Annotated in this window: 27 protein-coding genes; 10 read left to right on the top strand and 17 right to left on the bottom strand. The window is 69.2% G+C overall.

Going from position 1 to position 26,017, the window contains the following annotated elements; translation table 11 throughout:
* Positions 1–28 precede the first annotated feature (28 nt).
* The 5 genes from prpB to ACIQTT_RS12975 all read right to left on the bottom strand — a co-directional run bounded on the left by prpB (position 29) and on the right by ACIQTT_RS12975 (position 5,092).
* Positions 29–937: a methylisocitrate lyase gene (gene prpB / locus ACIQTT_RS12995; protein ID WP_402790594.1), complete on the bottom strand. Its 909-nt coding sequence runs from the start codon at positions 935–937 to the stop codon at positions 29–31.
* Positions 937–2,463: an MmgE/PrpD family protein gene (locus tag ACIQTT_RS12990; RefSeq protein WP_402790591.1), complete on the bottom strand. Its 1,527-nt coding sequence runs from the start codon at positions 2,461–2,463 to the stop codon at positions 937–939. The genes prpB and ACIQTT_RS12990 overlap by 1 nt, the downstream gene beginning before the upstream one ends.
* The gene (locus tag ACIQTT_RS12985; protein ID WP_402790588.1) at positions 2,460–3,146 is read right to left on the bottom strand and encodes a GntR family transcriptional regulator; all 687 of its coding nucleotides are present in this window, start codon (positions 3,144–3,146) and stop codon (positions 2,460–2,462) included. Before ACIQTT_RS12985 ends, ACIQTT_RS12990 begins: the two co-directional genes overlap by 4 nt.
* Positions 3,147–3,225: 79 nt before the next feature.
* Positions 3,226–4,098 (bottom strand): hypothetical protein, encoded by an 873-nt coding sequence (locus ACIQTT_RS12980; protein WP_402790585.1) that lies wholly within the window; start codon positions 4,096–4,098, stop codon positions 3,226–3,228.
* Between the two features lie 10 nt (positions 4,099–4,108).
* Positions 4,109–5,092: an EamA family transporter gene (locus tag ACIQTT_RS12975; RefSeq protein ID WP_402790582.1), complete on the bottom strand. Its 984-nt coding sequence runs from the start codon at positions 5,090–5,092 to the stop codon at positions 4,109–4,111.
* A 39-nt stretch (positions 5,093–5,131) separates the two neighbouring features.
* Here ACIQTT_RS12975 and ACIQTT_RS12970 point away from each other — a divergent pair, with 39 nt between their 5' ends.
* From ACIQTT_RS12970 to ACIQTT_RS12940, 7 genes are all read left to right on the top strand, one after another.
* Positions 5,132–5,668 carry a CGNR zinc finger domain-containing protein gene (locus ACIQTT_RS12970; protein ID WP_402790579.1) on the top strand — a complete coding sequence of 179 codons (537 nt, stop codon included), beginning with the start codon at positions 5,132–5,134 and terminating at the stop codon, positions 5,666–5,668.
* A gap of 133 nt (positions 5,669–5,801) precedes the next feature.
* Positions 5,802–6,386: a glucose-6-phosphate isomerase family protein gene (locus ACIQTT_RS12965; RefSeq protein WP_402790577.1), complete on the top strand. Its 585-nt coding sequence runs from the start codon at positions 5,802–5,804 to the stop codon at positions 6,384–6,386.
* Between the two features lie 7 nt (positions 6,387–6,393).
* Positions 6,394–7,899 (top strand): xylulokinase, encoded by a 1,506-nt coding sequence (gene xylB / locus ACIQTT_RS12960; protein WP_402790574.1) that lies wholly within the window; start codon positions 6,394–6,396, stop codon positions 7,897–7,899.
* Entirely contained in the window at positions 7,899–8,852 is a 954-nt protein-coding gene (locus tag ACIQTT_RS12955) for a phosphoglycerate dehydrogenase (RefSeq protein WP_402790571.1), read from the top strand. Before xylB ends, ACIQTT_RS12955 begins: the two co-directional genes overlap by 1 nt.
* A 9-nt stretch (positions 8,853–8,861) precedes the next feature.
* Positions 8,862–9,824, top strand: a complete 963-nt coding sequence (locus tag ACIQTT_RS12950; protein WP_402790569.1) for a shikimate dehydrogenase family protein — start codon at positions 8,862–8,864, stop codon at positions 9,822–9,824.
* Entirely contained in the window at positions 9,821–10,783 is a 963-nt protein-coding gene (locus ACIQTT_RS12945; RefSeq protein WP_402790567.1) for a phosphotriesterase, read from the top strand. The genes ACIQTT_RS12950 and ACIQTT_RS12945 overlap by 4 nt, the downstream gene beginning before the upstream one ends.
* A 24-nt stretch (positions 10,784–10,807) precedes the next feature.
* On the top strand, positions 10,808–11,119 hold the full coding sequence (locus ACIQTT_RS12940; RefSeq protein WP_402790564.1) for a putative quinol monooxygenase: 312 nt from the start codon (positions 10,808–10,810) through the stop codon (positions 11,117–11,119).
* Between the two features lie 242 nt (positions 11,120–11,361).
* Here ACIQTT_RS12940 and ACIQTT_RS12935 read toward each other — a convergent pair whose 3' ends face one another.
* The 4 genes from ACIQTT_RS12935 to ACIQTT_RS12920 all read right to left on the bottom strand — a co-directional run bounded on the left by ACIQTT_RS12935 (position 11,362) and on the right by ACIQTT_RS12920 (position 16,098).
* Positions 11,362–12,354 carry an ABC transporter substrate-binding protein gene (locus ACIQTT_RS12935; RefSeq protein WP_402790561.1) on the bottom strand — a complete coding sequence of 331 codons (993 nt, stop codon included), beginning with the start codon at positions 12,352–12,354 and terminating at the stop codon, positions 11,362–11,364.
* 140 nt (positions 12,355–12,494) lie between these two features.
* Positions 12,495–13,526 carry an ABC transporter permease gene (locus ACIQTT_RS12930; RefSeq protein WP_402790559.1) on the bottom strand — a complete coding sequence of 344 codons (1,032 nt, stop codon included), beginning with the start codon at positions 13,524–13,526 and terminating at the stop codon, positions 12,495–12,497.
* Positions 13,526–15,028, bottom strand: a complete 1,503-nt coding sequence (locus tag ACIQTT_RS12925; protein WP_402790556.1) for a sugar ABC transporter ATP-binding protein — start codon at positions 15,026–15,028, stop codon at positions 13,526–13,528. The genes ACIQTT_RS12930 and ACIQTT_RS12925 overlap by 1 nt, the downstream gene beginning before the upstream one ends.
* Before the next feature lie 200 nt (positions 15,029–15,228).
* Entirely contained in the window at positions 15,229–16,098 is an 870-nt protein-coding gene (locus ACIQTT_RS12920; protein ID WP_402790553.1) for a sugar phosphate isomerase/epimerase family protein, read from the bottom strand.
* A gap of 191 nt (positions 16,099–16,289) precedes the next feature.
* On the opposite strand from ACIQTT_RS12920, the gene ACIQTT_RS12915 reads away from it, so the two are divergent.
* On the top strand, positions 16,290–17,312 hold the full coding sequence (locus tag ACIQTT_RS12915; protein WP_402790550.1) for a LacI family DNA-binding transcriptional regulator: 1,023 nt from the start codon (positions 16,290–16,292) through the stop codon (positions 17,310–17,312).
* Positions 17,313–17,431: 119 nt separating this feature from the next.
* Here ACIQTT_RS12915 and ACIQTT_RS12910 read toward each other — a convergent pair whose 3' ends face one another.
* From ACIQTT_RS12910 to ACIQTT_RS12900, 3 genes are all read right to left on the bottom strand, one after another.
* Positions 17,432–17,851, bottom strand: coding sequence for an RbsD/FucU family protein (locus ACIQTT_RS12910; protein ID WP_402790547.1), 420 nt, complete (start codon positions 17,849–17,851; stop codon positions 17,432–17,434).
* Between the two features lie 85 nt (positions 17,852–17,936).
* Positions 17,937–18,908, bottom strand: a complete 972-nt coding sequence (locus tag ACIQTT_RS12905) for an aldo/keto reductase (RefSeq protein ID WP_402790544.1) — start codon at positions 18,906–18,908, stop codon at positions 17,937–17,939.
* Entirely contained in the window at positions 18,895–20,190 is a 1,296-nt protein-coding gene (locus ACIQTT_RS12900; protein ID WP_402790541.1) for an L-fuconate dehydratase, read from the bottom strand. The genes ACIQTT_RS12905 and ACIQTT_RS12900 overlap by 14 nt, the downstream gene beginning before the upstream one ends.
* A 124-nt stretch (positions 20,191–20,314) precedes the next feature.
* Between ACIQTT_RS12900 and ACIQTT_RS12895 the strand changes: the two genes are divergently transcribed.
* Together ACIQTT_RS12895 and ACIQTT_RS12890 are read left to right on the top strand one after the other, a co-directional pair.
* Entirely contained in the window at positions 20,315–21,175 is an 861-nt protein-coding gene (locus ACIQTT_RS12895) for a fumarylacetoacetate hydrolase family protein (protein WP_402790538.1), read from the top strand.
* Positions 21,172–21,924 (top strand): SDR family NAD(P)-dependent oxidoreductase, encoded by a 753-nt coding sequence (locus tag ACIQTT_RS12890; protein ID WP_402790535.1) that lies wholly within the window; start codon positions 21,172–21,174, stop codon positions 21,922–21,924. The genes ACIQTT_RS12895 and ACIQTT_RS12890 overlap by 4 nt, the downstream gene beginning before the upstream one ends.
* 198 nt (positions 21,925–22,122) lie before the next feature.
* Here the strand turns inward: ACIQTT_RS12890 and ACIQTT_RS12885 are convergent, their stop codons facing one another.
* The 5 genes from ACIQTT_RS12885 to ACIQTT_RS12865 form a co-directional block, all read right to left on the bottom strand.
* Positions 22,123–22,569, bottom strand: coding sequence for a hypothetical protein (locus ACIQTT_RS12885; RefSeq protein ID WP_247633759.1), 447 nt, complete (start codon positions 22,567–22,569; stop codon positions 22,123–22,125).
* Positions 22,570–22,574: 5 nt separating this feature from the next.
* Positions 22,575–24,371 (bottom strand): alpha/beta hydrolase, encoded by a 1,797-nt coding sequence (locus ACIQTT_RS12880; protein WP_402790531.1) that lies wholly within the window; start codon positions 24,369–24,371, stop codon positions 22,575–22,577.
* A gap of 38 nt (positions 24,372–24,409) precedes the next feature.
* On the bottom strand, positions 24,410–24,538 hold the full coding sequence (locus ACIQTT_RS12875; protein ID WP_402790528.1) for a hypothetical protein: 129 nt from the start codon (positions 24,536–24,538) through the stop codon (positions 24,410–24,412).
* Positions 24,538–24,906 (bottom strand): DUF6507 family protein, encoded by a 369-nt coding sequence (locus ACIQTT_RS12870; protein ID WP_402790525.1) that lies wholly within the window; start codon positions 24,904–24,906, stop codon positions 24,538–24,540. Before ACIQTT_RS12870 ends, ACIQTT_RS12875 begins: the two co-directional genes overlap by 1 nt.
* A 117-nt stretch (positions 24,907–25,023) precedes the next feature.
* A complete protein-coding gene (locus ACIQTT_RS12865) occupies positions 25,024–25,986 on the bottom strand; it encodes an amidohydrolase family protein (protein ID WP_402790522.1) in 963 nt (320 codons plus the stop codon).
* Between the last annotated feature and the right edge of the window lie 31 nt (positions 25,987–26,017).

The following is a 26,017-nucleotide window of genomic DNA, read 5'->3' as shown; positions in this document are numbered from 1 at the left end:
TGCGTCGTGTGCTGCGTATGTGCTGCGCTCAGCGACCGGTCTGGTCGAGTGTGAAGTTGAAGACGCCCGAGTCGAAGTGGTTGTACGACTCGTAATCGATGAGCTCGTAGAGATCCGCGCGGTGCTGCATCTCTCCGAGCATCGATGTGAGGTGCCCCTCCGTGTTCAGCGTATCGAGCGCACGACCCGCCGCGCCCATCGCAGTGCGCAACAGCGACACCGGCCAGATGACGATGCTGACGCCGGCGCTCTGCAGCTGGGCGGTCGAGAACAGCTCGCTCTTACCGAACTCGGTCATGTTGGCGAGGATCGGCACGTCGAGCGCGTTCGCCATCGCCTCGAACTCCGAGAGCTCGCGCATCGCCTCGGGGAAGATCGCGTCGGCCCCGGCATCCACCAGCGCCTTGGCGCGGTCGATCGCGGCATCCAGCCCCTCGATCGCCCGGATGTCGGTGCGCGCCATGAGCAGGAAGTTCTCGTCGCGGCGCGCATCGGCGGCGGCGCGGATTCGCTTGATCGCCGTGTTCTCGTCGACGACGCTCTTGCCGTCGAGGTGCCCACAGCGCTTGGGGTTCACCTGATCCTCGATGTGCATGCCGGCGAGCCCGGCATCCTCGAGCTCCTGGATGGTGCGCGCGACGTTCATCGGCTCGCCGAACCCGGTGTCGGCGTCGACGATCGCGGGCAGATCGGTCATGCGGGCGATCTGCTTCGCGCGGCCGGCGACCTCGGTGAGTGTCGTGAGCCCGATGTCGGGAAGCCCGAGATCGGCCGAGAGCACGGCGCCCGAGATGTAGACGCCCTCGAAGCCCTTCTCGGCGATCAGGCGCGCGCTCAGCGGGTTGAAGGCACCGGGGAAACGCAGCAGCTCGCCGCCCGCGAGGCGCTCGCGCAGCACGCGACGCTTCTCGGCGGGGGTGGTGGTGGAGTACAGCATCAGAACAGCCCCTTCGGAGCGTCGACGGCTTCGAGCAGGCCGGGCTTCGCGACGATCGACAGCTCGCCGACCTCGGCCGCGGTCAGCTCGGGCAGGCGCTGCACGAGCTCGAGGAAGCGCTCGATCTCGGCGGGCTCGAGCACGGGCTCGGCCAACAGCCGGAACTTGGCGATGTAGTTCTCGCGGGCGAAGGGGCGGGCGCCGAGCGGGTGCGCATCGGCCACGGCGATCTCGTCGACGACGGTCGAGCCGTCGGTCAGACGGAACTCGACACGACCGCCGAACGCCTTCACGTCCGGGTCCTCGGAGTGGTAGCGACGGGTCCACTCGGCGTCCTCGGCCGTGGTGATCTTGTGCCACAGCGCGACGGTGTCGTCGCGACCCGCGCGCGACGGAGCGTAGGAGTCGACGTGGTGCCAGCCGCCGTCTTGCAGCGCGACCGCGAAGATGTACGGGATCGAGTGGTCGAGCGTTTCGCGCGACGCCGTCGGGTCGTACTTCTGCGGGTCGTTCGCCCCCGATCCGATCACGTAGTGCGTGTGGTGGCTGGTGTGCAGCACGATCGCTTCGATGTTCGCCGGGTCGCGGAGGGCCGGATTCTCGGTGCCGAGCTTGCGGGCCAGGTCGATCCACGCCTGGGCCTGGTATTCGGCCGAGTGCTCCTTCGTGTACGAGTCGAGGATCGCGCGCTTGGCCTCACCGGAGGCGGGCAGCGGCACCTCGTACGCGGCATCCTTGCCGTCGAGCATCCACGCGATCACGCCGTCCTCCCCCTCGTAGATCGGGGCGGGGCTGGTCTGACCGCGCATCGCCCGGTCGACCGCCTCGACGGCCATCTTGCCGGCGAAGGCCGGGGCGTGCGCCTTCCACGTCGAGATCTCGCCCTTGCGGCTCTGGCGGGTGGCGGTGGTGGTGTGCAGACCCTGGCCGACGGCCTGGTAGATCGTCTCGACGTCGAGGCCGAGGAGCGTGCCGATACCGGCGGCAGCCGACGGCCCGAGGTGGGCGACGTGGTCGATCTTGTGCTTGTGCAGGCAGATCGCGCGCACGAGGTCCATCTGGATCTCGTAACCGGTGGCGATGCCGCGCACGAGAGCCCGACCGTCGGCACCGGTGTGCTGCGCGACCGCGAGGATCGGCGGGATGTTGTCGCCGGGGTGCGAGTACTCGGCGGCGAGGAAGGTGTCGTGGTAGTCGAGCTCACGCACGGCCACGCCGTTCGCCCAGGCCGCCCACTCGGGGCTGGTGCGGTGGTCGAGGGCCGGGCCGAAGAGGTTCGCGCCGACGCCGCCGGTCGACACCGGGTGGCTGAACGCCTGCGCGCGGGCGGCGTTGATCGGAGCGCGCGTGAGGGATGCCGCGGCCACCGAGGCGTTGTCGATGATGCGGTTGATGATCATGTCGACGACGGGCTGCTCGACCTCGACCGGGTCGGCGGCGACCTCGGCGATCTTCCAGGCGAGCTGGTCTTCGCGGGCGAGGTTCTCGTCGCTGCGGTGGACGCGGACGTGGTGGGTGACGGTCATGGTCTTCCTTCGGTCGCGGGGGCTGTCGCCGGGTCGGCGGGGAGGGAGTCGAGGATGCCGGTGAGCGCGTTGTGCAGGTGCACGTGCGTGGCATGGGCGGCGAGGTCACCGTCGCGGGCGGCGAGCGCCTGGGCGATGGTGCGGTGCTCCGAGGCGGATGCCGCGAGCCGCGCGGGCTTGTCGCGGGCCATGCGCCGCACCCGCACGAGGTGCGTGCGCACGGTGCGCAGGGCGGCGGCGATGTAATCGTTGGCGACGGCCGCGTCGAGGGCCGCGTCGAAGCGGCCGATCAACGAGTAGTAGGCATCGCGGCCTTCGGATGCCGCGAGGTCGACGTGCGCGAACTCCTCGGCGAGCGCGGCGAAGACGGCGGCGTCACCGCGGGCGGCGGCGAGGCGGGCCGAGGTCTCTTCGAGCGCCCGGCGGATCTCGAAGAGTTCGCGGATGTCATCCGCATCGAGGTCGGCGACGACCGTGACGCGCGGCGACTGCTGCACGACGAGTCCGTCGGCGGCCAGACGGCGCAGCGCTTCGCGGAGCGGCGTGCGGCTGACGCCGAGCCGCGCGGCCTGCTCGACCTCGCCCAGCACGGAGCCCGCGGGAAGAGCCCCGGACTGGATGCCATCGAGCAGCGCCGCGTAGGCGCGATCGCCGGCGGTGGTGCGCTCGACGGGGAGGGTCATGGTCTTAGTGTATACACAAAGGCGTCCACTGGGCGCTCATCGACGCGAGCGAGCATCTGCCGTATACACTCCGCGACGCTCATGCCTTCTGGCGCGAGTACGGATGCCAGTGGGTCGTGAGCGCTGCGATCATCACGCCGCCGGCCGGCGTCTGCTCGGACACGGGCTCGAGCACGATGCCGTCGGCGGCGAGATCGGCGAGCACCGCCGTGCGGAGCGCGACGATGCGCTCGCTGTCCTCGGCCCCGAGCTCTGCAGATGCATCAGCCTGGATCTCCGCTGCGCGTGCATCGAGCTCGGGCTGCACGCGCTCGACGGCGACGTTGATCACCGTGTCGATCTCGAGCCTCTCCTCCGGGCGCAGCATCCGCACGAGCAGTACGAGCAGCATTCCGCCGACGCCGATGACGCCCCCGGCGATGACGAGGGGCATCACCCACATCTCCGGACGGGAGAGCTGGAAGGCAGTCGCGGCACCGAGCGCGATCGCCAGACCGATCTGCAGGCGCACGACGGCCCGGTTCCACGGACGCCAGCCCGCGACGGCGAGCACGACGAGGTCGGCGACGGTCGAGCCACCCACCAGCACCGCGAGAACACCCTGCGTCGCTTCAGGATCGGTGCGGGCGCCGCTGGCGAGAACAGCGCCGACGCCGGCCGCGAGGAGAGAGAGGAACAGCACCGGGAACGTCCAGCCGCCGTGCGGACTCCGGCCGCCGTACTCCCGTCTCATCCGCCGTCGGCACTCGCGCCATGCGCCCACCGCTGCCGCATGGGCGTCTTCCCAGACCTGGAACGCGAGATCTCGGTGCCCGACGACGCCGAAGGCGGCACGCTCGACCTCCCTCGCGTCGATGTGCGCGCGATTCGGCGGCAGATTCGACCGCGTGCGCGCGACCTGCTCGGCGAGCTCCTCGGGATCGCCCGGCTTCGGCACTCGCGCTCTCTCCACATCCGCCAGGCTAGCGATCGCCTTCGATCGCCTCGGGCACCGGCTCGACGAACTCCGCCGGCGGCGCGGGCTCACCGAGCTTCACCACGACGACGCCCGCGAGCACGAGCGCGCCGCCGAACGCCTGCAGCAGATCGGGGAGTTGCCCCAGCAGCAGCCAGCCGAACAGCAGAGCAGCGACGACCTCGGCGAGCGCGACGAACGACGCCAGTCTCGATCCGAGCATCCGTGTCGATGCGATCCCCAAGAGGTATGCGAGTGCCGTCGCGAGCACGCCCATCGCGAGCACGGGCACGAACCACGGCACGGTGCCGAAACGGTAGGCGATGTCGTCGGCGCTCCAGGAGATCGGGAGGATGCCGACGGCTCCGGCGACGGTGAGCCCGAGCGCTCCGAGCAGCAGACCGCTGCCGGCGAGCGCGAGCGGCGGAAGCCCCGTGTCGGCCTTGGCCGAGAGCACGAAGTACGTCGCCGCGCCGACCATCGCGCCGAGCGCCCAGAGGATGCCGGCGACGTTGACGTCGGCACCGGTGACGATGTCGAGCATGAGCACGAGGCCGACGAAGGCGATCGCGGCGCCGAGGATGCTGCGGCGGCTGGGCTTCTCGCCCCGGCGGATCCAGAGCCAGAGGATGACGGCGACCGGCGCCGTGTACTCGATGAGCAGGGCGAGCCCGACGTCCATCACGGCGACGGCCTGGAAGTAGAACAGCTGCGTCGCGGTGACGGCGAGCAGCCCGTAGGCGGCGATGATGCCGGCGTTGCGGCGCAGCAGGTGCCAGCGTCCGCGCAGGGTGAGGATCGTCGGGATGAGGAGCACGAGGGCGGCGACCCAGATGCGCGCGGTGACGGCGGCGCCCGGTGTCCATCCGGCGTCGATCAGGCCGCGCGCCCAGCCGCCCGACATACCGAACGCGAAGGCCGCGCCGATCGCCAGCGGAAGTCCCAGCCGCACGCCGCGCGCGGTGCGCGCGTCATTGGTCACAGTGCTCATGGCATGTGACGCTACTCGTGGCGAATGTAAGATGTCAACATGATCTTCACCGATGACACGGCGGATGCCCTGCAGGCATCCGTCTGGCTCGTGAACTCCGCCGAGCATCCCGACACGCTCGAGTCCGTCGCCGACGAGGAGGCCTTCCTCGAGGAGTTCCCCTACACGGGTCGGCTCGACCGCGACGAGGCCGAACTCGCCGATCTGCGCAGCATCCGTCCGCGCCTGCGCGCCCTGCTGCTCGCGCCGCGCGACGAGATGGCCACCCGTGTGAACGCCGTGCTCACCGACACCCCCGTCGCGCCGCAGCTCGTGCGCCACGGCGACACCGACTGGCACCTGCACGCCGTCGGCGACGAGCGACCCCTCGCCGAACGCGTGCTGATCGAGACCGCGATGGCGCTGGTCGACGTGATCCGGCAGGACGAGGGCTCGCGCCTCTCGATCTGCGACGACGAGACCTGCGAGGCGATCGCCCTCGACCTCAGCCGCAACCGGTCGAAGCGCTACTGCTCCCCCACCTGCGCCAACCGCAACGCGGTGGCCGCGTACCGCGCCCGGCAGGCGGAGGGGTAGCCGCGCACCTGCGCAGGCGACCGCGCGCAGATGCATGTAGACGCCAACCTGTAGTAACAGGTATGCTCACCTGTAATGACAGGTTGTGGCGCGATGCCCGACCAGCAATGACGCTGCGCGACGAGGAGCACCGATGCCCACCTTCCACACCCCGCCGATCCAGCCGATGGCGATCGCCTTCGACGCCGAGAAGCTGACCCTCTCGCCCGAGGGCCCCACTCTCACCCGGCGGATGTCGGACCTCGAGGGCCTCTTCCTCGATCACGACGCCTGGAAGACCGCAGCCGAGGGCGACAACCCCGTCGTCTACACCGTCGTCAGCTCGCCCGTACCCGAAATCGACCGCGAACTGCCCCAGTCGATCACCACGATCATGCCCGGCGACACCTCCGGCGAGCTCTGGATGACCAAGGGCCACCAGCACCCGAACCACCAGGGCGAGATCTACCTCGCGCTCAAGGGTCGCGGCGGACTGCTCATGTTCGACGGCGAGCGCACCGAATGGCTCGACATGCTGCCCGGCACCATCGGGTACATCCCGCCGGGCTGGGCCCACCGCTCGATCAACACCGGCGACGAGCCCTACGCGTTCCTCGCGGTCTACCCCGGGGGCGCCGGCCACGACTACGGCTGGGTGCTCGAGCACGGCATGGGAGCCCGCGCCTACCGCGGCACCGACGGCTCGGCCGACCTGCGCCCGTACACGACCGCGAGCTGAGCCGGCCATGCTGATCGCCCACGACCTCGGCACCACGGGGAACAAGGCTTCGCTGCACCACGATGACGGACGCCTGGTCTCATCGGTCACGGTGCCCTACCCCGCGCACTTCGCCGCGGGTGGTGTCGCCGAGCAGAACCCGCTCGACTGGTGGAACGCGGTCGTCGAGGCGACCCGCACCCTGCTCGCGAAGACCAGCACCCTCCCCACCGAGGTCGCGGGGCTCGTCGTGGGCGGCCAGATGATGGGCGCCGTGCTGCTCGACGCCGACGGCGAGCCCGCACGCCCGGCGATCATCTGGGCCGACACCCGCTCGGGCGGGCAGCAGCGCGAGCTCGAGCAGGCGCTCGGCGCCGAGCACGCCTACGGCATCCTGGGCCACCGACTGAACCCCACCTACTCGGTCGAGAAGATCATGTGGGTGCGCGACAACGAGCCCGACGTCTGGGCGCGCGTGCGCCGGTTCTGCATCGCGAAGGACTTCATCGTGCTGCGCCTCACCGGACGCCTCGCGACCGACCGCTCCGACGCCTCGGGCACCAACGCCTACGACCAGCGCACCGGCACGTGGTCGAGCGAGGTGCTGCAGGCGGCACGTCTCGACCCCGCACTGTTCCCCGAGATCCTCGACTCCACCGCGATCGCGGGTCCGCTGACGGATGCCGCGGCCGAAGCCCTCGGCCTGCACACGGGTGTGCGTGTGGTGATGGGCGGCGGCGACGGCCCCCTGGCCGCGGTCGGCTCGGGCGTGGTCGCGCCGGAGGACGGCGCCTACGTGTGCCTGGGCACCTCGTCGTGGATCTCGTTCGCGGCCGATGCCCCGCTGCACGACCCGGCGATGCGCACGTTCACGTTCGACAACGTCGTGCCGGGGTCGTTCGTGCCCACCGCCACCATGCAGGCGGGCGGAGCATCCGTCCAGTGGATCGCCGAGGCCCTGTCCCCCGACCCCGCGCACCCCGACACGGGGCGGCTCACCGCCGAGGCATCCGCCGACGTCGACACCGACGACCTCTACTTCCTGCCCTACCTGCTCGGCGAGCGCTCACCCTTGTGGGACCCGGACGCCCGCGGCGCCTTCGTGGGTCTCGCCCGTCACCACACCCGTGCGCACCTCGTGCGCTCGGTGCTCGAGGGCACCGCGTTCAACCTGCTCACCTGCATCCAGGCGTTCCGCGCCTCGGGCGCCACGATCGACCGCATCGACGCGGTCGGCGGCGGCGCGCAGAGCGACGTGTACCTCTCGGTGCTGGCCGACGTGTGGGGCGTGCCCGTGCGGCGCCGCACCATCGTCGAAGAGGCGAACAGCCTCGGTGCCGCGGTCACGGGCGCCGTCGGCCTCGGCCTCGCCGAGTTCTCGGCCGCCCGCGCGCTCAGCGAAGTCACGGCCGAGTTCACGCCCGACCCCGCCCGCCACGCGGTCTACGCCCAGCGCCACGCGCGCTTCACCGAGGCGTACACGGCCCTCGCCCCCTGGTTCGCCGGGCGACCGAGCGTCGAAACGACGAGCTGATGGGCGTCATCCTCGTCACCAGCCGCTCGTTCTCCGACGGCGACCTCGACCTGGTCGAGCGGGCGGCGATCGCCGGGCATCGCATCCTCCGTGGCCCCGCGCACCATGATCTCGACGAGCTGCGCGTGCTGCTGCACGGGGCGGATGCCTGGATCGCCGGCACCGGACCCGTCACCGACGCGCACCTCGCCGCCGCGCCCAAGCTCAAGATCATCGCCCGCTACGGCGTGGGCACCGAGGCGGTCGATCTGGCCGCCGCCCGGGGCCGCGGCATCCCGGTGTCGAACACTCCCGGCGCGAATGCGGATGCCGTCGCCGACCACGCGGTCGGCCTGATGCTCGCCGCCCTGCGGTTCGTGCCCGACGGCGATCGTCGGGTGCGCGCGGGCGATTGGGGCGTGCGCCGGGGCCGTGAGCTGGGAGCGGCGACCGTCGGGATCGTGGGCTTCGGCCGCATCGGCCAGGGGGTCGCGAAGCGGCTGAGCGGGTTCGGATGCCGCCTCCTCGCCGCCGACCCGTTCCTGCCCGCCGAGGTCGTGCGCGCCGCGGGCGCCGAGCCCGCGGGCCTCGACGAGCTGTTCGAGACGGCCGACCTGATCTCGCTGCACGCCCCGGGCGGACAGCTGCTCGTCGACGCCGGGCGCCTCGCGCGCATGCGCCGCGGAAGCGTCATCGTCAACACCGCGCGCGGCGACCTGATCGACGAGTCCGCCGTCGCCGATGCCCTGCACGACGGCATCCTCGCCGGATACGCGGCCGACACCCTCGACGGCGACACCGCCGCGAAGGACAGCCCGCTGCTCGCCGATGCCCTCGCCGATCGGGTGATCGTCACCCCGCACCTCGGCGCCCAGACGACTCAGGCCGTCGACAACATGGGCTCCCTCTCGCTCGACGACGTGATCGCCGTGCTGAAGGGCGCCGACCCTCGCTTCCCCGTGAAAGCCCCGTAGGAGAACCCGATGACCACGTCCCTCCCCACCTCCCTCCCCGTCGACGCGGATACCGGCGCCGGATACATGGGCTTCGTCGGCGTGAGCACCGCCTCGTCGTCGATCATGCAGGTCTTCCCCCGCTGGGCCGATGTGCTGGGCCTCCCCACCCGCGAACTGGTCGGTCACGACCTCCCGATGGACGCCACACCCGCTCAGTACGTCGCGATGGTCGAACAGATCCGCGACGACCCGAACCACCGGGGCGCGCTCGTGACGACCCACAAGATGAACGTGTACGCCGCGGCATCCGATCTCTTCGACGAACTCGACCCCTTCGCGGTCTCGTGCAGCGAGATCTCGAGCATCTCGAAGCGCGGCGACCGCCTCATCGGCCGCGCGAAGGACCCGATCACCGTCGACCTCGCCCTGAACGACTTCCTCCCCTCCGATCACTTCGCCCGCACGGGGGCCGAGGTCGTCATCCTCGGTGCGGGCGGATCGGGCACGGCGCTCAGCTGGGCCCTCGCCGAACGAGCGGATGCCCCGACACGGGTGACCGTGACGGCGCGCAGCGACGAGGCGCTGGAGCACCTGCGCGCCGTCCACGCGCAGCACGGCACGGCGGAAGGACTCATCCGTTACGTGCGCACCGACTCGCCCGCCGAGGCCGCGGCCCTGGTGGCGGCGGCACCGGCGGGCTCCGTGATCGTGAACGCCACCGGCCTCGGCAAGGACCGCCCCGGCTCTCCCCTGCCCGATGACGTCGTCTTCCCCGAGAACGCGTACGTGTGGGAGTTCAACTACCGCGGATCGCTCGAGTTCCTGCACCAGGCCCGCGCGCAGGAGCAGGCACGGTCGCTCGTCGTCGTCGACGGCTGGCGCTACTTCATCCACGGCTGGTCGCAGGTGGTCGCCGACGTGTTCGAACTCGACCTGACGCCCGAGGTCGTCGAGCAGCTCGCCGAGGCGGCGGAGTTCGCGCGCCGATGATCCGCACGGTCCTCGGCGACATCGACCCCGCGCGGCTCGGGGCGACGAACTATCACGAGCACCTGTTCCAGGTGAGTCCGCTGCTGCCCGGCGACGAGCTCGACGACGAGGCGCTCTCGGGTGCCGAGGCCGAGGGCCTGCGCGACAGCGGCTTCGCCGCGATGGTCGACGCGACCCCGTTCGGGATCGGCCGCGACCCCGAGGCCGTCGCCCGCATCAGTGCCGCGACCGGACTGCAGATCATCGCCACGACCGGGCGCCACCGCGAGGCGCACTACGCCCCCGAACATCCCACCCGCACCTGGGACGTCGACACCCTGGCCGCGCTGTTCGTGCGCGACATCGTGGAGGGGATGCCGGTCGACGACGCCGAGGCGCTCACCTCGGAGACCCCGCGCGCCGCACACTCCCCCGACGGAGCCCCCGTGCGCGCCGGACTCCTCAAGGGCGGCATCGACTACTGGCGCATCAGCGCCTTCGAGCGCACCACTCTCGACGCCCTCGCGGCCGCACATCGCGAGACCGGGGCTCCGATCATGGTGCACCTCGAGTTCTGCACCGCGGCCCACGAGGTGCTCGATCTGCTCGCGGCCGCGGGCGCGGCATCCGATCGGATCGTGCTCGCGCACGCCGACCGGGATCCCGACCCGGGCCTGCACGCCTCGCTCGCCGAGCGCGGCGCGTACCTCGGGTACGACGGCATGGCCCGGCCGCGCACGCGATCGGATGCCGAGCTGCTCGCCCTCACCGCCGCGGTCGTCGAGCGCGGCGCCGTCGACCGGGTGCTGCTCGGCGGCGACGTCGCGCGCCGAACTCGCTACCTCGCCTACGGCGGGATGCCCGGACTCGCCTACCTCGGCGAGCGCTACGTGCCGCGCCTGCGCGACCTCATCGGAGACGACGCCGTCGATCGGCTGCTCGTCGCCAACCCTGCCCGCCTGCTCACGCTCTCGCACTGAACCGATCGACCTCTGGAGACACCGTTGTCCGAAGCATCCGCATCCGAACCCACCATCCTGCACGCGACCTTCACGGCCCGCCCCGGCGAGGGCGATCGCGTCGCCGAACTTCTGCGCGAGTTTTCCGTGGAAGTACAAGCAGAAACAGGTAACGTGGTCTTCGATGCCACGCGACTCGTCGACGATCCCGATCGCTTCTTCGTGTACGAGGTCTATCGCGATGACGCAGCGTTCCAGGCGCACCTCTCGGCTCCGGCCGGAGGGCCGTTCAATGAGGCTCTGCAGCAACTGATCGTGGAACCCTCTTCGCAGCTCACATTCCTCCGCCGTCTCTGACGGCGGATGCAACCGGAGGATCCCCCCCTCTCTCCGGTTGGGAAAGGCCCGGTGTGTCCCCCTCGGATACCGGGCCTTTCCGGCGTTCGGGGTTTCTCGCGGTGGGGCCCTTCGACAGGCGCAGGGGCCCAGTTGCAGACGCTGGGTCGCTGAGCCTGTCGAAGCGTCCCACCTCGGGACGCGAAGAGGCCCCCCACCCGAAGGTGAGGGGCCTCTCGATCCGGAGATCGGATCGGATCAGATCACTGGTAGAGAACCGCAGCGATCTTGTCGTCCTCGAGGTTCGTCTTGTCGTACCAGTACGAACCCGTGTCGTAGAACTCGTCGACCGTCTCGCCGTTGGCGGCGTCGTACGCGGCCTGCACGACCTGCGCGCCGATGCCGATCGGGTCCTGCGTGATGGCGCCGGCCATCGTGCCGTCCTTGATCGCGTTGATCTGGGCCGCACCGGAGTCGAACCCGACGATGGTGAGCTTGCCCTTCTCGAGGCCGAGCTCGTTGACCGCGTTCACGACGCCGATGGCGGAGCCCTCGTTGGTGCCGTAGATGCCCTTGAGGTCGGGGTGCGCGGCGATCATGGCCTTCGCGATGTCGGCCGACTTCAGGTGGTCGCCGTCGCCGTACTGCACGTCGACGATCTCGATGTCGGGGTAGTCCGCCTCGATCTTCTCGACGAAGCCGTCACGACGCTCGACACCGGTCGAGTTGATCTGCGAGTGGCCGACGATGGCGACCTCGCCCTCACCGCCGATGAGCTCGGCCATGTGCTCGGCGGCCAGGGCTCCTGCGACCTTGCTGTCGGTGGCGGCGAGGCTCAGGCCCACGTCGCCGTCGCACGGTGCGTCGAAGTAGACGACGGGGATGTCGGCGGCCTTGGCCTTGTCGAGGTACGGGACGCAGGCCTCGGGGTCGAGGGCGGCGTACGCGATGGCGGCCGGCTTCTTGTCGATGGCGGTCTGCAGCATCTGCAGCTGGGCGTCGACCTCGGTCTCGGCGGCGGGGCCCTCGAAGGTGATGGTGACGCCGAGCTCGGCGGCCTTCTCCTCGGCGCCCTTCTTCACGGCCTGCCAGAACTGGTGCTGGAAGCCCTTCGAGACGAGGGCGATGTACATCTCGTCACCGCTGCCGGCGTCGCCACCGGCGTCACCGCCGCCCGCGTTGCTCGAGCAGCCTGCCACGACGATCGCCGCGGAGGCGATCAGAGCCGCGAATGCGGCCTTCTTTCCGAACTTCATGGAAACTCCGTTGTTTGTGTGTGTGTGCCGGCCCGGGAGCCGGAGTGGGACATTCGTGGTGCGGTGTGCCGGTGCGGATCGCTCCGCGGTGTCGGCCGGGTCGCCGATCGGAGGCGGCGGGCACAGCGCCGCCTCCGGGGTCAGGTGCGTGCGCGGTTGCGCAGGGAGTCGAAGAACACCGCGATCAGGATCACGACGCCGACGACGATGTTCTGCCACTCGGACTGGATCGACATGATCCGGAGGCCGTTGACGAGCACGCTCATGATGAGCGCACCGATCACGGTGCCGAGGATCGAGCCGCGTCCGCCGAGCAGCGAGGTGCCGCCGATGATGACGGCCGCGATCGCCTGCAGCTCGTAGCCCGTACCGATCTGCGGCTGGGCCGAGTCGAGACGCGAGGCGATGATGACGCCGGCGATGCCGGTGAACGCTCCGGCGAACATGTAGACGAAGATCGTCCAGCGGCGCGTGTTGACGCCCGAGAGGCGGGTGGCCTCTTCGTTCGAGCCGATCGCGAAGGTGTAGCGGCCGAGCAGCGTCTTCGACAGCACGAGGTACGCGATGACCGCGAGCACGAGCGTGATGAGCACGGCGTTCGGGAGGCCCGGGATGAGGGTGCCGAGGGCGATCTGCTTGAAGTCCGGAGCGGACGACGAGAAGTAGATCGGCGCGACGCCCGAGATCACGAGGGCGAGGCCACCGGCGATCATCATCATCGCGAGGGTCGCGATGAACGGGGGCAGCCGCAGGAACGTGATGTTCACGCCGTTGACGAGGCCCATCAGCACACCGGTGGCGATACCGCCGATGACGCCGACGAACACCGGCAGTCCCATATTGGTGATGAACACACCCGTCATGACCGAGCAGAGCGCCATGCCGGTTCCGAGCGACAGGTCGATGCCACCGGTGATGATCACGAACGTGGTGCCGAGGGCGAGGATGCCGATGACCGCGGTCGAGAGCAGGATGCCGGAGACGTTGCTCCAGGTGAGGAAGTTCGGGCTGGCGACCGAGAAGAAGATGAACAGCACGACGAGCGTGCCGAACGCCAGCGACTGCTGCACCTGGCGCTTGAGGAAGCCGCCGATGTCGCGCTTGTCGGTGTTCTCGTTCACGGCGGTCTGGATGATCGTCGTCGTCGACGACCCGTTCTGCGGGGTGCTCATCAGTCTTCCTCCCCATGGGCTGCGAGTTGCATGATCTTCTCCTGGCTGGCTTCCTCGTTGCGGAGCGTGCCGGTGATCCGACCGTTCGCGAACACGGCGATGCGGTTCGCGACGCGGAGGATCTCGGGCAGTTCCGACGAGATGACGATGATGGACTTTCCCTGGTCAGCGAGCTGCTGCATCAGGCGGTAGATCTCTTCCTTCGCTCCGACGTCGATGCCGCGGGTCGGCTCGTCGAAGATGAGGATGTCGCAGTCGCGCATCAGCCACCGGGCGATGACGACCTTCTGCTGGTTGCCGCCCGAGAGCAGCTTGACGACCTGGTTGACCGAGGGCGTCTTCACCCGCAGCTGCTGGACGTACTCCTTGGTGCGGTTCTTGGCCTTGCCGTCGCCCATCCAGCCGATCGCGTTGGCGTAGGAGCCGAGCGAGGCGAGCACGGTGTTGAAGGTCACGTCCTGCTCGAGCATGAGCCCGAGGAGCTTGCGGTCCTCCGAGAGGTAGCCGACGCCGTGCTTGACGGCATCCGCGGGCTGCCCGATCTTCGTCTGTCGACCAGAGATGGTGACCGTGCCGCCGTCGCTGGGGTCGGCGCCGATGATCGCGCGAGCGGTCTCGGTGCGCCCCGCGCCCATGAGGCCGGCGAAGCCGAGGATCTCGCCCTTGTGCAGCTGGAACGAGATGTCCTTGAGCAGGCTCTTGGTCGACAGGTCCTGCACGTCGAGCACGACCGGGTCGTTGATGTGGTCGCGGGCGCTGGGGCGGGTGCCCTCGTCGATCGCCCGGCCGACCATCATCTCGATGATCTTCGGGATGCTGACCTCGGCCTTGTCGAGTGATCCGATGTATGCGCCGTCGCGCAGCACGCTGACGCGGTCGGCGAGGCGGCGCAGCTCGTCCATGCGGTGCGAGATGTAGACGATGCCGGTGCCGGATGCCTTGAGCTGCTCGATCAGCACGAACAGCGTCTCGACCTCGGAGTCGGTGAGGGCCGAGGTCGGCTCGTCCATGATGAGCACCTTGGCGTTGAACGAGAGGGCCTTGGCGATCTCGACCATCTGCTGCTCGGCCACGGTCAGGTCGCCGACGCTGGCCTTGGGGTCGAGGTGGATGTTGAGCCGCTGGAGCAGTTCGGCCGTCTGCTGGTTGAGCCTGCGCTCCGACAGGAACGGACCGGTGCGGGGCTCGCGGCCGACGAAGATGTTCTGCGCGACCGTGAGGTCGGGCATCATGTTGAGCTCCTGGTGGATGATCGTGATGCCGAGCTCCTGCGCCTGGAGCGGGCTCGTGAGCTCCACCTCCTGACCCTCGAACACGATCGTGCCCTCGTCCTTGGCGTAGATCCCGGAGAGGATCTTCATGAGGGTCGACTTGCCGGCACCGTTCTCTCCGACGAGGACGAGAACCTCACCGGCGCGCACCTCGAGATGCACGTCCTTGAGCGCCTGGACACCGGGGAATCCCTTGCTGATGCCCTCCACTTTGAGGATGGGATCACTCACGTGCCTCACCTGCTTCCTTGAAGGTTCTTGTTCACTGCTGCTTCGTTGCTGAGTTCACCCGATGGGGTTAAACATCGGATCAATTCTGACGCTCCGCGGTCTCCCGCGCAAGTTGTACCTAAATGTATCTAATGAAGTCCGGGAGGGGAAGACCTGTAATAACAACTTGGTCACAGGTTCCCCCCACCGGCTCGCCCCGCCTAGTGCAGACGGATCGAGTCGACCGCGACGAGCTTGTCGCGGATGAACGCGTTCGCATGCGCACCCAGCTCGACGTTGTCGGTCCACAGGTTGCGCCAGATCCCCAGCATCCGACTCAGGTCGGGCGCGACGACCGCCGACGAGAACGACTCGAACACGATCGGACCGTCGTAACCGATGCGCCCCAGCGCCTTGAAGAACGTGTCGAAGTCGACCGATCCGGTGCCGAGGTAGCCCCGGTGGCTCTCGCCGATGTGCACGTACTGCAACTGCGGAGCGGCGTCGAGCACCGGCGCGAACATATCCGACTCCTCGATGTTCATGTGGTACGTGTCGAGGTGGATGCCGAGGTTCGGTCGGTCGATCCGGCCGACGAAGTCGATCGCCTGACGCGCGGTGTTCAGCACGTTCGTCTCGTAGCGGTTGACGACCTCGAGGGCGACCGAGACGCCGCGCTCGGCGGCGTGGTCGGCGATCGTGGAGATCGCGCGGCGGCTGCTCTCGAGCCCCTCGGCGGTGACCGGCTCCATGTACTTCTTCATGGCGCTGTAGATGACGCCGCAGAAGTGCGTGCCACCGAGGTCGGCGAGCACGTCGACGGCGCGGAGCAGCAGGGCCTCGCCCGCCGCGACGATCGCCGGATCGGAGCTCGTCACATCGGTCGCCTCCGACAGGCCGAGCGAAGCGCTGACGGCGAGGTCGTGCTCCTCGAGGGCGTCCTTCGCGGCGGCGACGTCGAACGAGAACGGATCCATGAGGGGGAACTCGATCAGATCGAAGCCGGCCTCCTTGGTCTTCTCGACCGACAGACGGATGCCGTCGGCGTCGAAGTTCCCGGTCCAGACGAGCCCGTGGCAGCCGATGTTCATGAGATCCCTCGGAGGCGGGTGTGCGGCACCGTCGCCTCCACCGATTGGCACGTGCCAACTCGGTGTGCAGGTCACGCTATGCGCCGCGGCCGATCGGTGTCAAGAACTTTCTTGTAACGTGCCAATAACGTCGGTTACGCTGATGCCACCCATCGGCGCACGGTGCGCCGGACGGTGATCACGGAGGATCGATGCCCGCGAGCGTCAAAGACGTCGCCGCCCTCGCCGGCGTCTCGTCGTCGACGGTGTCGAACTACCTCAACCACCCGCACGTGCTCCGCGCCTCCAGCCGCGAAAAGGTGCGGGCGGCCATCGAGGAGCTCGGCTACGTGCCCAACGAGTCGGCCCGCCAACTGCGCGCGGGCTCCAGCACCGCGCTCGCGCTGATCCTGCTCGACGCGTGGCTCCCCTACTTCCACGAGCTCTCCCGCGGCGTCGAAGACATCACCCGCGAGGCCGGGTGGTCGCTGTTCTTCAGCAACAGCAACCGCGACGGCGCGCAGGAGAGCCGCAACCTCGACATGTTCGAGGCGCACCGCGTGCAGGGCATCATCATCTACCCCTTCAGCGATGTCGTGCCGCGGCTCGAGACGCTCGCCGATCGCGGCATCCGCTCGGTCGTCGTCGGCCCCATCCCGCCCTCCACCAAGGTCGCCTCGGTGCTCTTCGACGATGTCGGCGGCGGACGCCTCGCGGGCGAGCACCTGCTCTCGATCGGACGCCGGCGGCTGCTGTTCCTCGGCAGTCCGACCGTCAGCCAATCGAACGACCGCCTCGCCGGTCTGCGGCAGTCGGTGGAGGGCACGGATGCCGCGATCGAGGTGATCGACGTCGACCACCTCACCACCGAGGACGGAATGGCCGCCGGGGCGCGCATCGCCGCGCTGCCCGCCGCGGAGCTACCGGATGCGGTCTTCGCCGCGAACGACATGGTCGCGCTCGGCGTTCTCACGCAGCTCGTGCGCCGCGGCATCCGCGTTCCCGACGACGTCGCGATCATCGGCTTCGACGACGTCGCCCAGGCGCACCAGGGCGTGGTGCCGCTCACGAGCGTGCGGCAGCCCGGCTACGAGATCGGTCGCGCCGCCGGGGCAGTGCTGCTGCAGCAGCTCGCCGATCCCGCCGCTCCGCCGCCCGCGATGACGCCGTTCGCCGCCGAGTTGGTCGTGCGCGAGTCGACCGTCGGGCGCGTGCCAGCCGCCGGGCGTACCTAACTCAGGACAAACTGCCCGGAACCCCCGTTTCTGGGGCGATTCGGCCCGTTTCGGCCCATTCGTCCTGAGTTGGGTACGCGTTGTCGCGCGCATAGATCCGGAGAAGTGCGTCCGGGATCTCAGGCCGACGCGTGCCCGACGACGCCCTTCCGCAGTAGCGCATTGCCGTATTTACGGGTCTCACCCGTGCGCACCATCAGATACGCGGATGCCGCGACCTCGTAGTACGCGAAGCGCTCGACGAACCGCGTGGTCTCGAGCTCGGTACCCGCAGCGGCCATGAGCTCGCGCTGCACGTCGAGCAACTCGCCGTCGGCCGAGGTCATCAGGTCGATGCCGGGGGCGTCGTCGAGCGGCAGCACGGTGCGGATCGCGGCGACGACCTCGGGCGTGGTCGTTCCGGGCAGGTCGATCACCCGCGCGCCGAGCCCCCAGGCGGGGAAGTGCGCATCGGCGATCACGACCGCGTCGGAGTGCCCCATCCGATCGAGGTGCAGCAGCAGCTCACCGGTGAGCAGGGGATGGATGCCTTCGAGCACGGGGTTCCTTCGATCGGGGTGGTGCGTGGCCGCGCGGTTCGGGTCCGCGCGGCCACGGGTCTCTGCGGCCACGGGTCAGCGGTGGTCAGCTCGCCGGGATGAGTCCCTCGGCGGCGAGGTTCTGCCAGAGCTCGGCGGGGATCGCCAGCGCGGCGTACTCGGCGTTCTCCTCGAGCTGCGCGGGGCGGCTGCCGCCCACCACGACCGAGCGCACCTCGGCCGCCTGCAACGGGAACTGGATCGCGGCGGCCGGCAACGGCACACCGTGGTCGGCGCAGACCGCGGCGATGCGCACGAGGCGGTCCCACAGTTCGTCGGGCAGCTGGCCGTACTCGTACCGACCGTCACGGCGCGGCTCGCTCGCCGCGAGCAGCCCGGAGTTGAAGACGGATGCCGCGACGATCCCCGTTCCGGTCTCCCGGCACGCCGGAAGGACGTCTGCGGCCGCGGGCTGCTCGAGCAGTGTGTAGCGCCCGGCGACCATGATGAGGTCGAGGTCGGCGGAGCGCACGGCGGCGGCCAGGGCATCCGACACCATCGATCCGATGCCGATCGCCGCCACCTGTCCGTCGGCGCGCAGCTGCTCCATGGCCGGCAGGGCTTCGGCGAGCGCGAGGTCGAGGTCGTGCCGCTCGGGGTCGTGCAGGTACAGCAGGTCGATGCGCTCGATGCCGAGGCGCTCGCGCGACTCGTCGAGGCTCCGACGGATGCCGTCGGCCGAGAAGTCCCACTCCCGCTGCAGATCGTCGGGCACGTGGAAGTCGTTGGCCGTGTCGAGGCCGCCGGTGTGCTCGGGGTTCGGGCGCAGGAGTCGTCCGGCCTTGGTCGACAGCACGAACTCGTCGCGGGGCTTCGTCTGCAGGAACGCGCCGAGGCGCTGCTCCGACAGGCCGAGGCCGTAGTGCGGGGCGGTGTCGTAGTAGCGGATGCCGCTCTCCCACGCGGCATCCAGCACCGCCCAGGCGTCGTCGTCGCTCAGCGCGCGGAAGAGATTGCCGACGTTCGCCGCACCATAGCCGAGGGCGGGGATGTCGAGCACGCGGTCAGGCGACGACATGCTCGCCCGTCCACGTGTAGGTGCGGATGCTGTCGGCCTTCATCTCCATGCCCGACCCGGGTTCGGTGGGGGCCATGTACGACCCGCCCTGGATGTCGGTCGGCACGACGAAGTGCTCGTGCAGGTGGTCGACGAACTCGATCATGCGGCCCTCGCGGGTGCCGGTGACGGCGACGAAGTCGAACATCGACAGGTGCTGCACGGCCTCGCAGAGCCCCACTCCGCCGGCGTGCGGGCAGACCGGCACACCGAACTTGGCGGCGAGCAGCAGGTTGGCGATGTTCTCGTTGACGCCGGCGACGCGCACGGCGTCGATCTGCATCACCGAGATCGCGTCGGCCTGCAGCAGCTGTTTGAAGATCATGCGGTTCTGCGCGTGCTCGCCCGTCGCGACACGGATCGGGGCGACGCCGCGGGCGATCTCGGCGTGGCCGAGGATGTCGTCGGGGCTGGTGGGCTCCTCGATCCAGGCGGGGTGGAACTCGGCGAGCGCGTTCACCCACTCGATCGCCTCCGACACCTCCCACCGCTGGTTCGCGTCGATCGCGATGGGGAAGTCGGGGCCGCACACCTCGCGGGCCTTGCGGAAGCGGCGGATGTCGTCGTCGAGGTCGGCGCCGACCTTGAGCTTGATCTGGGTGAAACCGTCGGCCATGGCCTCGCGGGCGAGGCGCTCGAGCTTCTCGTCCGAGTAGCCGAGCCAGCCGGGGCTGGTCGTGTATCCCGGGTAGCCGGTGGCGAGCAGCTCCCGCTCGCGCTCGATGCGGCCGGGTTCGGCGGCACGGAGGATCTCGAGGGCCTCGTCGCGGGTGAGGGCGTTGGTGAGGTAGCGGAAGTCGACGAGGTCGACGAGCTCCTCGGGCGTCATCCGGGCGAGGAGCTGCCACAGCGGCATCCCCGCACGCTTGGCCTTGATGTCCCACAGCGCGTTGATCGCGGCGCCGATGGCCATGTGCATGACGCCCTTCTCGGGGCCGAGCCAGCGCAGCTGCGAGTCGCCGATGATCTCGCGGAAGGTTCCGCCCATGTCGTCGAGCAGCGGTTCGATCTCGCGTCCGACGAGGTGCCCGGCGAGGGCGTCGATCGCCGCGACCTGCACGTCGTTGCCGCGGCCGATCGTGAACACGAACGCGTGGCCCTCGATGCCGTCCTCGGCATCGGTGCGCACGACCACGTACGCGGCCGAGTAGTCGGGGTCGGGGTTCATCGCGTCGGAGCCGTCGAGGCTGAGCGATGTGGGGAAGCGGATGTCGGTGGTGTCGAGTGCGACGATACGGCTCACGGGTACGGTTCCTCTCGGGGCATGGAGAAATCCCATGCAATCCCTTGGAGTGTAAACATCCGATGTCTATACTGTCAACGACGACGGCCGTCACTGGGCGGCCACCCGAAGGATCAGGAGAATCATGAAGTTCGCGCGGCTCGGCACCCCAGGTACAGAGATCCCCGTCCTCGTCGAGGGTGATCGCTACCTCGACCTCCGCTCGGTGACATCCGATGTGAACGGCGATTTTCTCGGGAGCGACTTCGTCTCCCGCGTCGCCGCCGCCCGCGACGCCGGTGAGCTCCCCGAGCTCGAGGATGCCGCGGCCCTCCGCATCGGCGCGCCCATCGCGCGTCCGAGCGCGGTGATCTGCATCGGCATGAACTACGCCGCGCACGCCGCCGAGTCCGGCTCCGAGCCGCCGACCATCCCCATCCTGTTCCTGAAGACCCCGAACACCGTGGTCGGGCCGAACGACACCGTCACGATCCCCCGCGGCAGCAGCAAGACCGACTGGGAGGTCGAACTCGGCATCGTCATCGGCACCCGCGCCGCGTACCTCGACTCCCCCGAGGAGTCGCTGGCGCACGTCGCCGGCTTCGTGCTCGCGAACGACGTCTCGGAGCGCGACTTCCAGATGGCCGTCTCGGGTGGCCAGTGGTCGAAGGGCAAGATCGCGGCGGGCTTCAACCCGACCGGCCCGTGGCTCGTCACGCCCGACGAGGTCGACCATCACGCCCTCGGCCTGCGCAGCTTCGTCAACGGCGAACCGCGCCAGGACTCGAACACGAGCGACATGATCTTCTCGGTCGAGCACATCGTGCACCACCTGTCGCAGTACGTGACCCTCGAGCCGGGCGACCTCATCCTCACCGGAACCCCGCAGGGCGTGGCCCTCTCGGGCAACTTCCCCTACATCGCCCCAGGCGACGTGGTCGAGGTCGAGATCGACGGCCTGGGCCACCAGCGCCAGGAGTTCGTGGCCTGGGAGGCGGCGAAGTGAGCGGCGCGCTCGACGGCCTGGTCGCGATCGTCACCGGCGGCGCCTCGGGCATCGGCGCGGCGATCGCTGCGCGGCTGCACGAGGATGGCGCGCAGGTCGCCATCCTCGACCGCGACACCTCGGGAGCGGATGCCCGTTTCGCCGCGTTCACGGCCGACATCTCCGACCGGGCGAGCGTCGACGCGGCGGTCGCCGCCGTGGGCGAGAAGTTCGGCCGCCTCGACATCGTCGTCAACAACGCCGGGATCGGCGCGACCGGCGACATCACCGCGAACGACGACGACGAGTGGGCCCGCGTGCTGTCGATCAATGTCACCGGCATCGCCCGCGTGACCTCGGCCGCTCTCCCCTGGCTGCGCGAGTCGCCGGCCGCGGCGGTCTGCAACACGGCATCCATCGCCTCCACCACCGGCCTCCCCCAGCGCGCGCTGTACACCGCATCGAAGGGTGCCGTCTCGGCCCTCACCCGCGCCATGGCGGCGGACCACCTGCGCGAGGGCATCCGCGTCAACGCCGTCAACCCGGGAACCGCCGACACCCCCTGGGTCGGGCGACTGCTGGGCGCGGCATCCGACCCCGACGCCGAGCGCGCGGCCCTCGAGGCCCGCCAGCCGCACGGCCGGCTCGTGAGCCCCGCCGAGGTCGCGGCGGCCGTCGCCTACCTCGTCTCGCCGGCGGCCGGTTCGACGACCGGCACGTTCATCGAGGTCGACGGCGGTATGGCGCAGCTGCGCCTGCGGTCGGAGTAGTCCCGGGCGGCGCACGTAACGGAGGAGATCTCGCGTTCCGCAGGAGCAGATGGTTCGGATGCTTCTGCGGAACGCGAGATCTCCTCCGTTGTGTGTGCGGGGTCAGGGGGTGGAGTCGTCCGGTTCGTCGCTCGGCCACTCCTCCAGGGGGAAGCAATCGCTTCCCCCACCGCACCCCCTCGTGATCGACGAGCGCGTTCATTCGCCTTCGGGAAAGCAATCGCTACTCACACTGAATCCGACCGGCCCGCCCTCAATCGGTTGCGAATAGTCAAGGCCGAAACCGTCGGCGGCCTGCGCCGACAAGACCGGGGTCGTCGTGTCCGCACCGTTGACATAGGTCGCGAATCCGGCTTCTTCAAGAGCTTCACGTACAGAGGTGTACGACGAATCGCGATCCGTTGTCGGTGATCCGCTCCAGCTCGTGGTCCATTGACTGTGCGTTCGAGAGCAACCGAGAAGAGTGGGTTCCACATCGGTAGCCCACTCTTGCCCGGTCGCACCCTTGACCACATCTACAGCCGTCAAAAGTTGTTCTCGTGCCTCATCGCTGGTCATCTCTTTCCTTCCAGGTGATCCGCAGGCCGTCAGCGCATGGAGGCTCAGCAATACGGCGACCACGGCAAACCAGCCCGCCTTCTTCACACACCTCATCTGACTTCATCCCCCCTGCCGGCCGCGATCCGCGCCCCATCCTTGATGGAATCCGAGCCCCGACTCCAGTAGCCATCGGACCTCGGGGTCTTGTCAGCCGCATGCCCGAGAACTCCGTCCGACACGAAGACGTTCGAGTCGTGGCCACCCCAGAACGTCGGATCGTTCGGATCCGCATTGTCTACGCCGACATCCGACAACGCTTCCCCTAGTTCTGCCATGCCTGCCTGCCCCGACGCGGCTGATGTCGCCATTACGAAGCCATACACCTGGACCTGCACAATCTCGGGTCCCGGCAGCCTCAGCTGATCCCCGACCGACTTCGTCGAGTACACCTCACCCGGAGGAACCCCGACGAGATCGTCCACCGTTCGCACAGGCTCTGCCAGGCCCGGCGATCCGTAGAGGATCAGATGATCGACTTCGCCACCGCCGTACGGACCGGCGGACAGTGCGTAAGTCGCGAGACGCGTCGAGTACGAGTACGCATGAACCGTCGTCTCAGCGGCGGCGTTGGTGACATCAACGCCGCCCAGGAAGCGCACCAGTGGCGCCGCCCCCTCCTGCGCGAGGTCGTCACGCCCGAGGAACTCGCTCGTGAATGGATTCGCTCCCGCCGACTCGAATCCCATCCAGACCACTGTCGCGGTTGGCTCCGTGTTACCGACGCGAACATGCGCGTCCTGCATATTGACCGCGTTTCCGACGAGACCGTACATCGACACCGCGACGCTGCTGTCCATCCCCGGGAGCATCACCCCCACGTATTGCGCAGTGTCGAGGTCACCCACCGAGATCGCCGCGCGCATGTCGCGCTCGCCAGCGTCGGCCGGAACCCCGAACGCGACGAGTTGCACCACCGTGCCGGCAGGCGACGCATCCAACGCGCGATCCAGCGCCTTCTGCATCTGCTCAGCCGCGGCACGCTGCTCCGCGGACGCATCCGGATCGTCGAGCGTCTGCCGGAGCATTTCGCGATTGAATTCGTCACGGTCTCTCGCCAAGACCCCGTTCAGGTTGCCGATCGTGAACGGCGCGATGTCGAAGAGCTGGGCCAGCGGCCCTGTCGCCCAGCTCTCACCGCCGTCATCGGCCGGCCCTCGCGTCGATTCCGACGCCATCCCCTGCCACAGGCGGGCCGCCACCGCCGGGTCGATGAGCCCGACCGTCGCCGCGAACTCGGGGTGCGCATCGAGCCATTCCTGCGCCGCCGCCGGATCCGTCACGCTCAACTTGTTGATCCTCGACACGGCCGCGTCTTCAACGGAGTCGCGCAGATGCTCCGTCAGGTCGACGGCCCGTCGGGGCGCACCCGGATACGCCTGCTCGGCAAGACCCCAGAACGCCTGCGAGACCCGCACCTCGTCAGCCCATGCGCCGAGCACCTCGTCGCCACCACTGATTCCCGTCAGTTTCCTCGCGATGGCCTCTTCCTCCGCTTCGACGTCACGCCGGAACGCCTCGATGTCGCGCTCCAGTTGCGACACGACCTCACGCGCCTGCTCTTGGCTGTGCAGCGCATCCGTCCGCGCCTCGCGAGCCGACGTGGTCGAACTCGACTCCGGATCACTGCCGTACGCCGACCAGTACTGAGCATCCGCGAGGGCCACCGCACCATCGGCATCCGACGACTGCCTGTTCACCTCGACGATCCGCTCGAGCAGTCTCGCGCGCCGGGTGACCAACGCGGGCAGCGTGTCGGAAGCCGCATCCGACAGGGCCGTCCGAGCCGAGCCGAGCGCAGTCCCCCACTCCTGCACCGCACGCGAGGACGGGTCGAGCAGATAGTTCATGCCGTCGGCGCCGTCGACCTGCAAGACGTCCGGCAACGTCAGCCAGTGCTTCTGGCCTCCTCCATCGCCGCGTCCAACTTCGACTGCGCCGACGACAGGAGAGAGCTGAGGTGCTCGACGTTCGCCGGCGCAATCACTTCGGCGACCGAGCTCACGGCGATCGCCATCAGTTCTCACCTGCTGATGCGCTGTACGCCTCGACGGGAGCAATACCCCAGCCCTCCGCTCTGCTCTGCGCCGCTCGGGTGTCGAGCGACACCTGCTCGTCGCCCGCCACCAGAGCGGCCGTGGCTTCGCTCATGGCCGACGCGGCGGCGGCGACCTCGTGCATGATCTTTCCCGGCACGAGCGCTCGGTCTTCGATGAACGTCGTCCATGCTGTTTTTACAACCGTCCGTCCACCCACAGACAGCGTCGTGCCCGATTCGGCGGCATCGGTAACGTCTCGATGCGCTCTTTCGAAGTCCGGCCCTGCCGTGTCGATACTCGTCAGCAGCGCGAGCACTCCGTCCGCATCCACCGTCCAGTCGCCCATGCGATCCCCTCACCGCGCTCGACGCGCCGGGGAGAGCCTGACACATCAGAGATTGCGGCGGGCTCGCAGACGGCAGGGCTGTGGATAACCCCGACACCGCACAGCTCAGACCGCGCCTCAGCCCCCGAACAACCGCCCGAAGAACCCGCGCCGCGGTGCCTCCGCCGCCACCGGCCGCAGCGTGTCGAGTCCGTAGAACCGCCGCCCGTTCGCCCACAGGATCGCGTCGACGTCGTGCCCGCGCGCCTCGGCCCACTCGACCACCGTGTCGAGCCAGCGCTGCCGCGCGTGCGGCTGGTACGTCGCCGAGCCGTCGGCCGGCGTGTGCGGGTCGCCCTCCTCGGCCGGGCCGATCGACGACACCGGCCAGTCGCTCCCCCACATCAGGCGCTCCACGCCGAAGGCATCGGCCGCGACGTCGAGGAACGGCACGAGCTGCTGGGCGCTCCAGAAGCCGCCGGATTCGGCGGGCAGTCCCGAGAGCTTGCAGAACGCCTCCGGATGCTTCGCCACCTCCTCCATGTCGCGCACCCATTCCGCAGAGGGAGCGAGCGGGGCCTCCGCCGTGCCGACCGCCGGCTTCCCGAGGTGGTCGAGCACCATCCGCAGCTCCGGCACGGCGCCGGCGAGGCGGGCGATGTCGGGCAGCTGCGCGGCACGCACGCACACGTCGAACGTCCACCCGCGAGCGGCGACCTCCCGTGCGCCCGTGACGAACGCGCTCGACACGGCCAAGCCGTCGGGGTCGTTCTGCAGGTTGTGGCGCACGCCGACGACGAGCGGATGCGTCGCCAACTCCTCGAGGTGCGTCACCGTGTCGACGCCGCGGTGCAGCTGCGCTCCGGCGACGATCCCGGAGATCCCGAGGCGTCCGGCGAGGGACTGCACCCACCGCACCTCTCCGATGTAATCGCCCTCGGTCGTCTCGGCCTGGACGAACACCGCCTCCTCCCGCTCGACGTCGAGGCGATCGTGCTCGACCTCCGTCTCGGCGAAGCGGTAGGCGTAGGGACCCTCCAGCCAGGTGTAGGTGAGGACTTCTTCGTCCCACATGTGCAGGTGCGTATCGAGGACTCGCATACGCCCATCCTGCCTCAGACATCGGATCACT

Source organism: Microbacterium sp. NPDC090225 (genome assembly GCF_044772365.1).
GTDB lineage: Bacteria > Actinomycetota > Actinomycetes > Actinomycetales > Microbacteriaceae > Microbacterium.
This window is presented reverse-complemented; position numbering and strand designations above follow the sequence as displayed.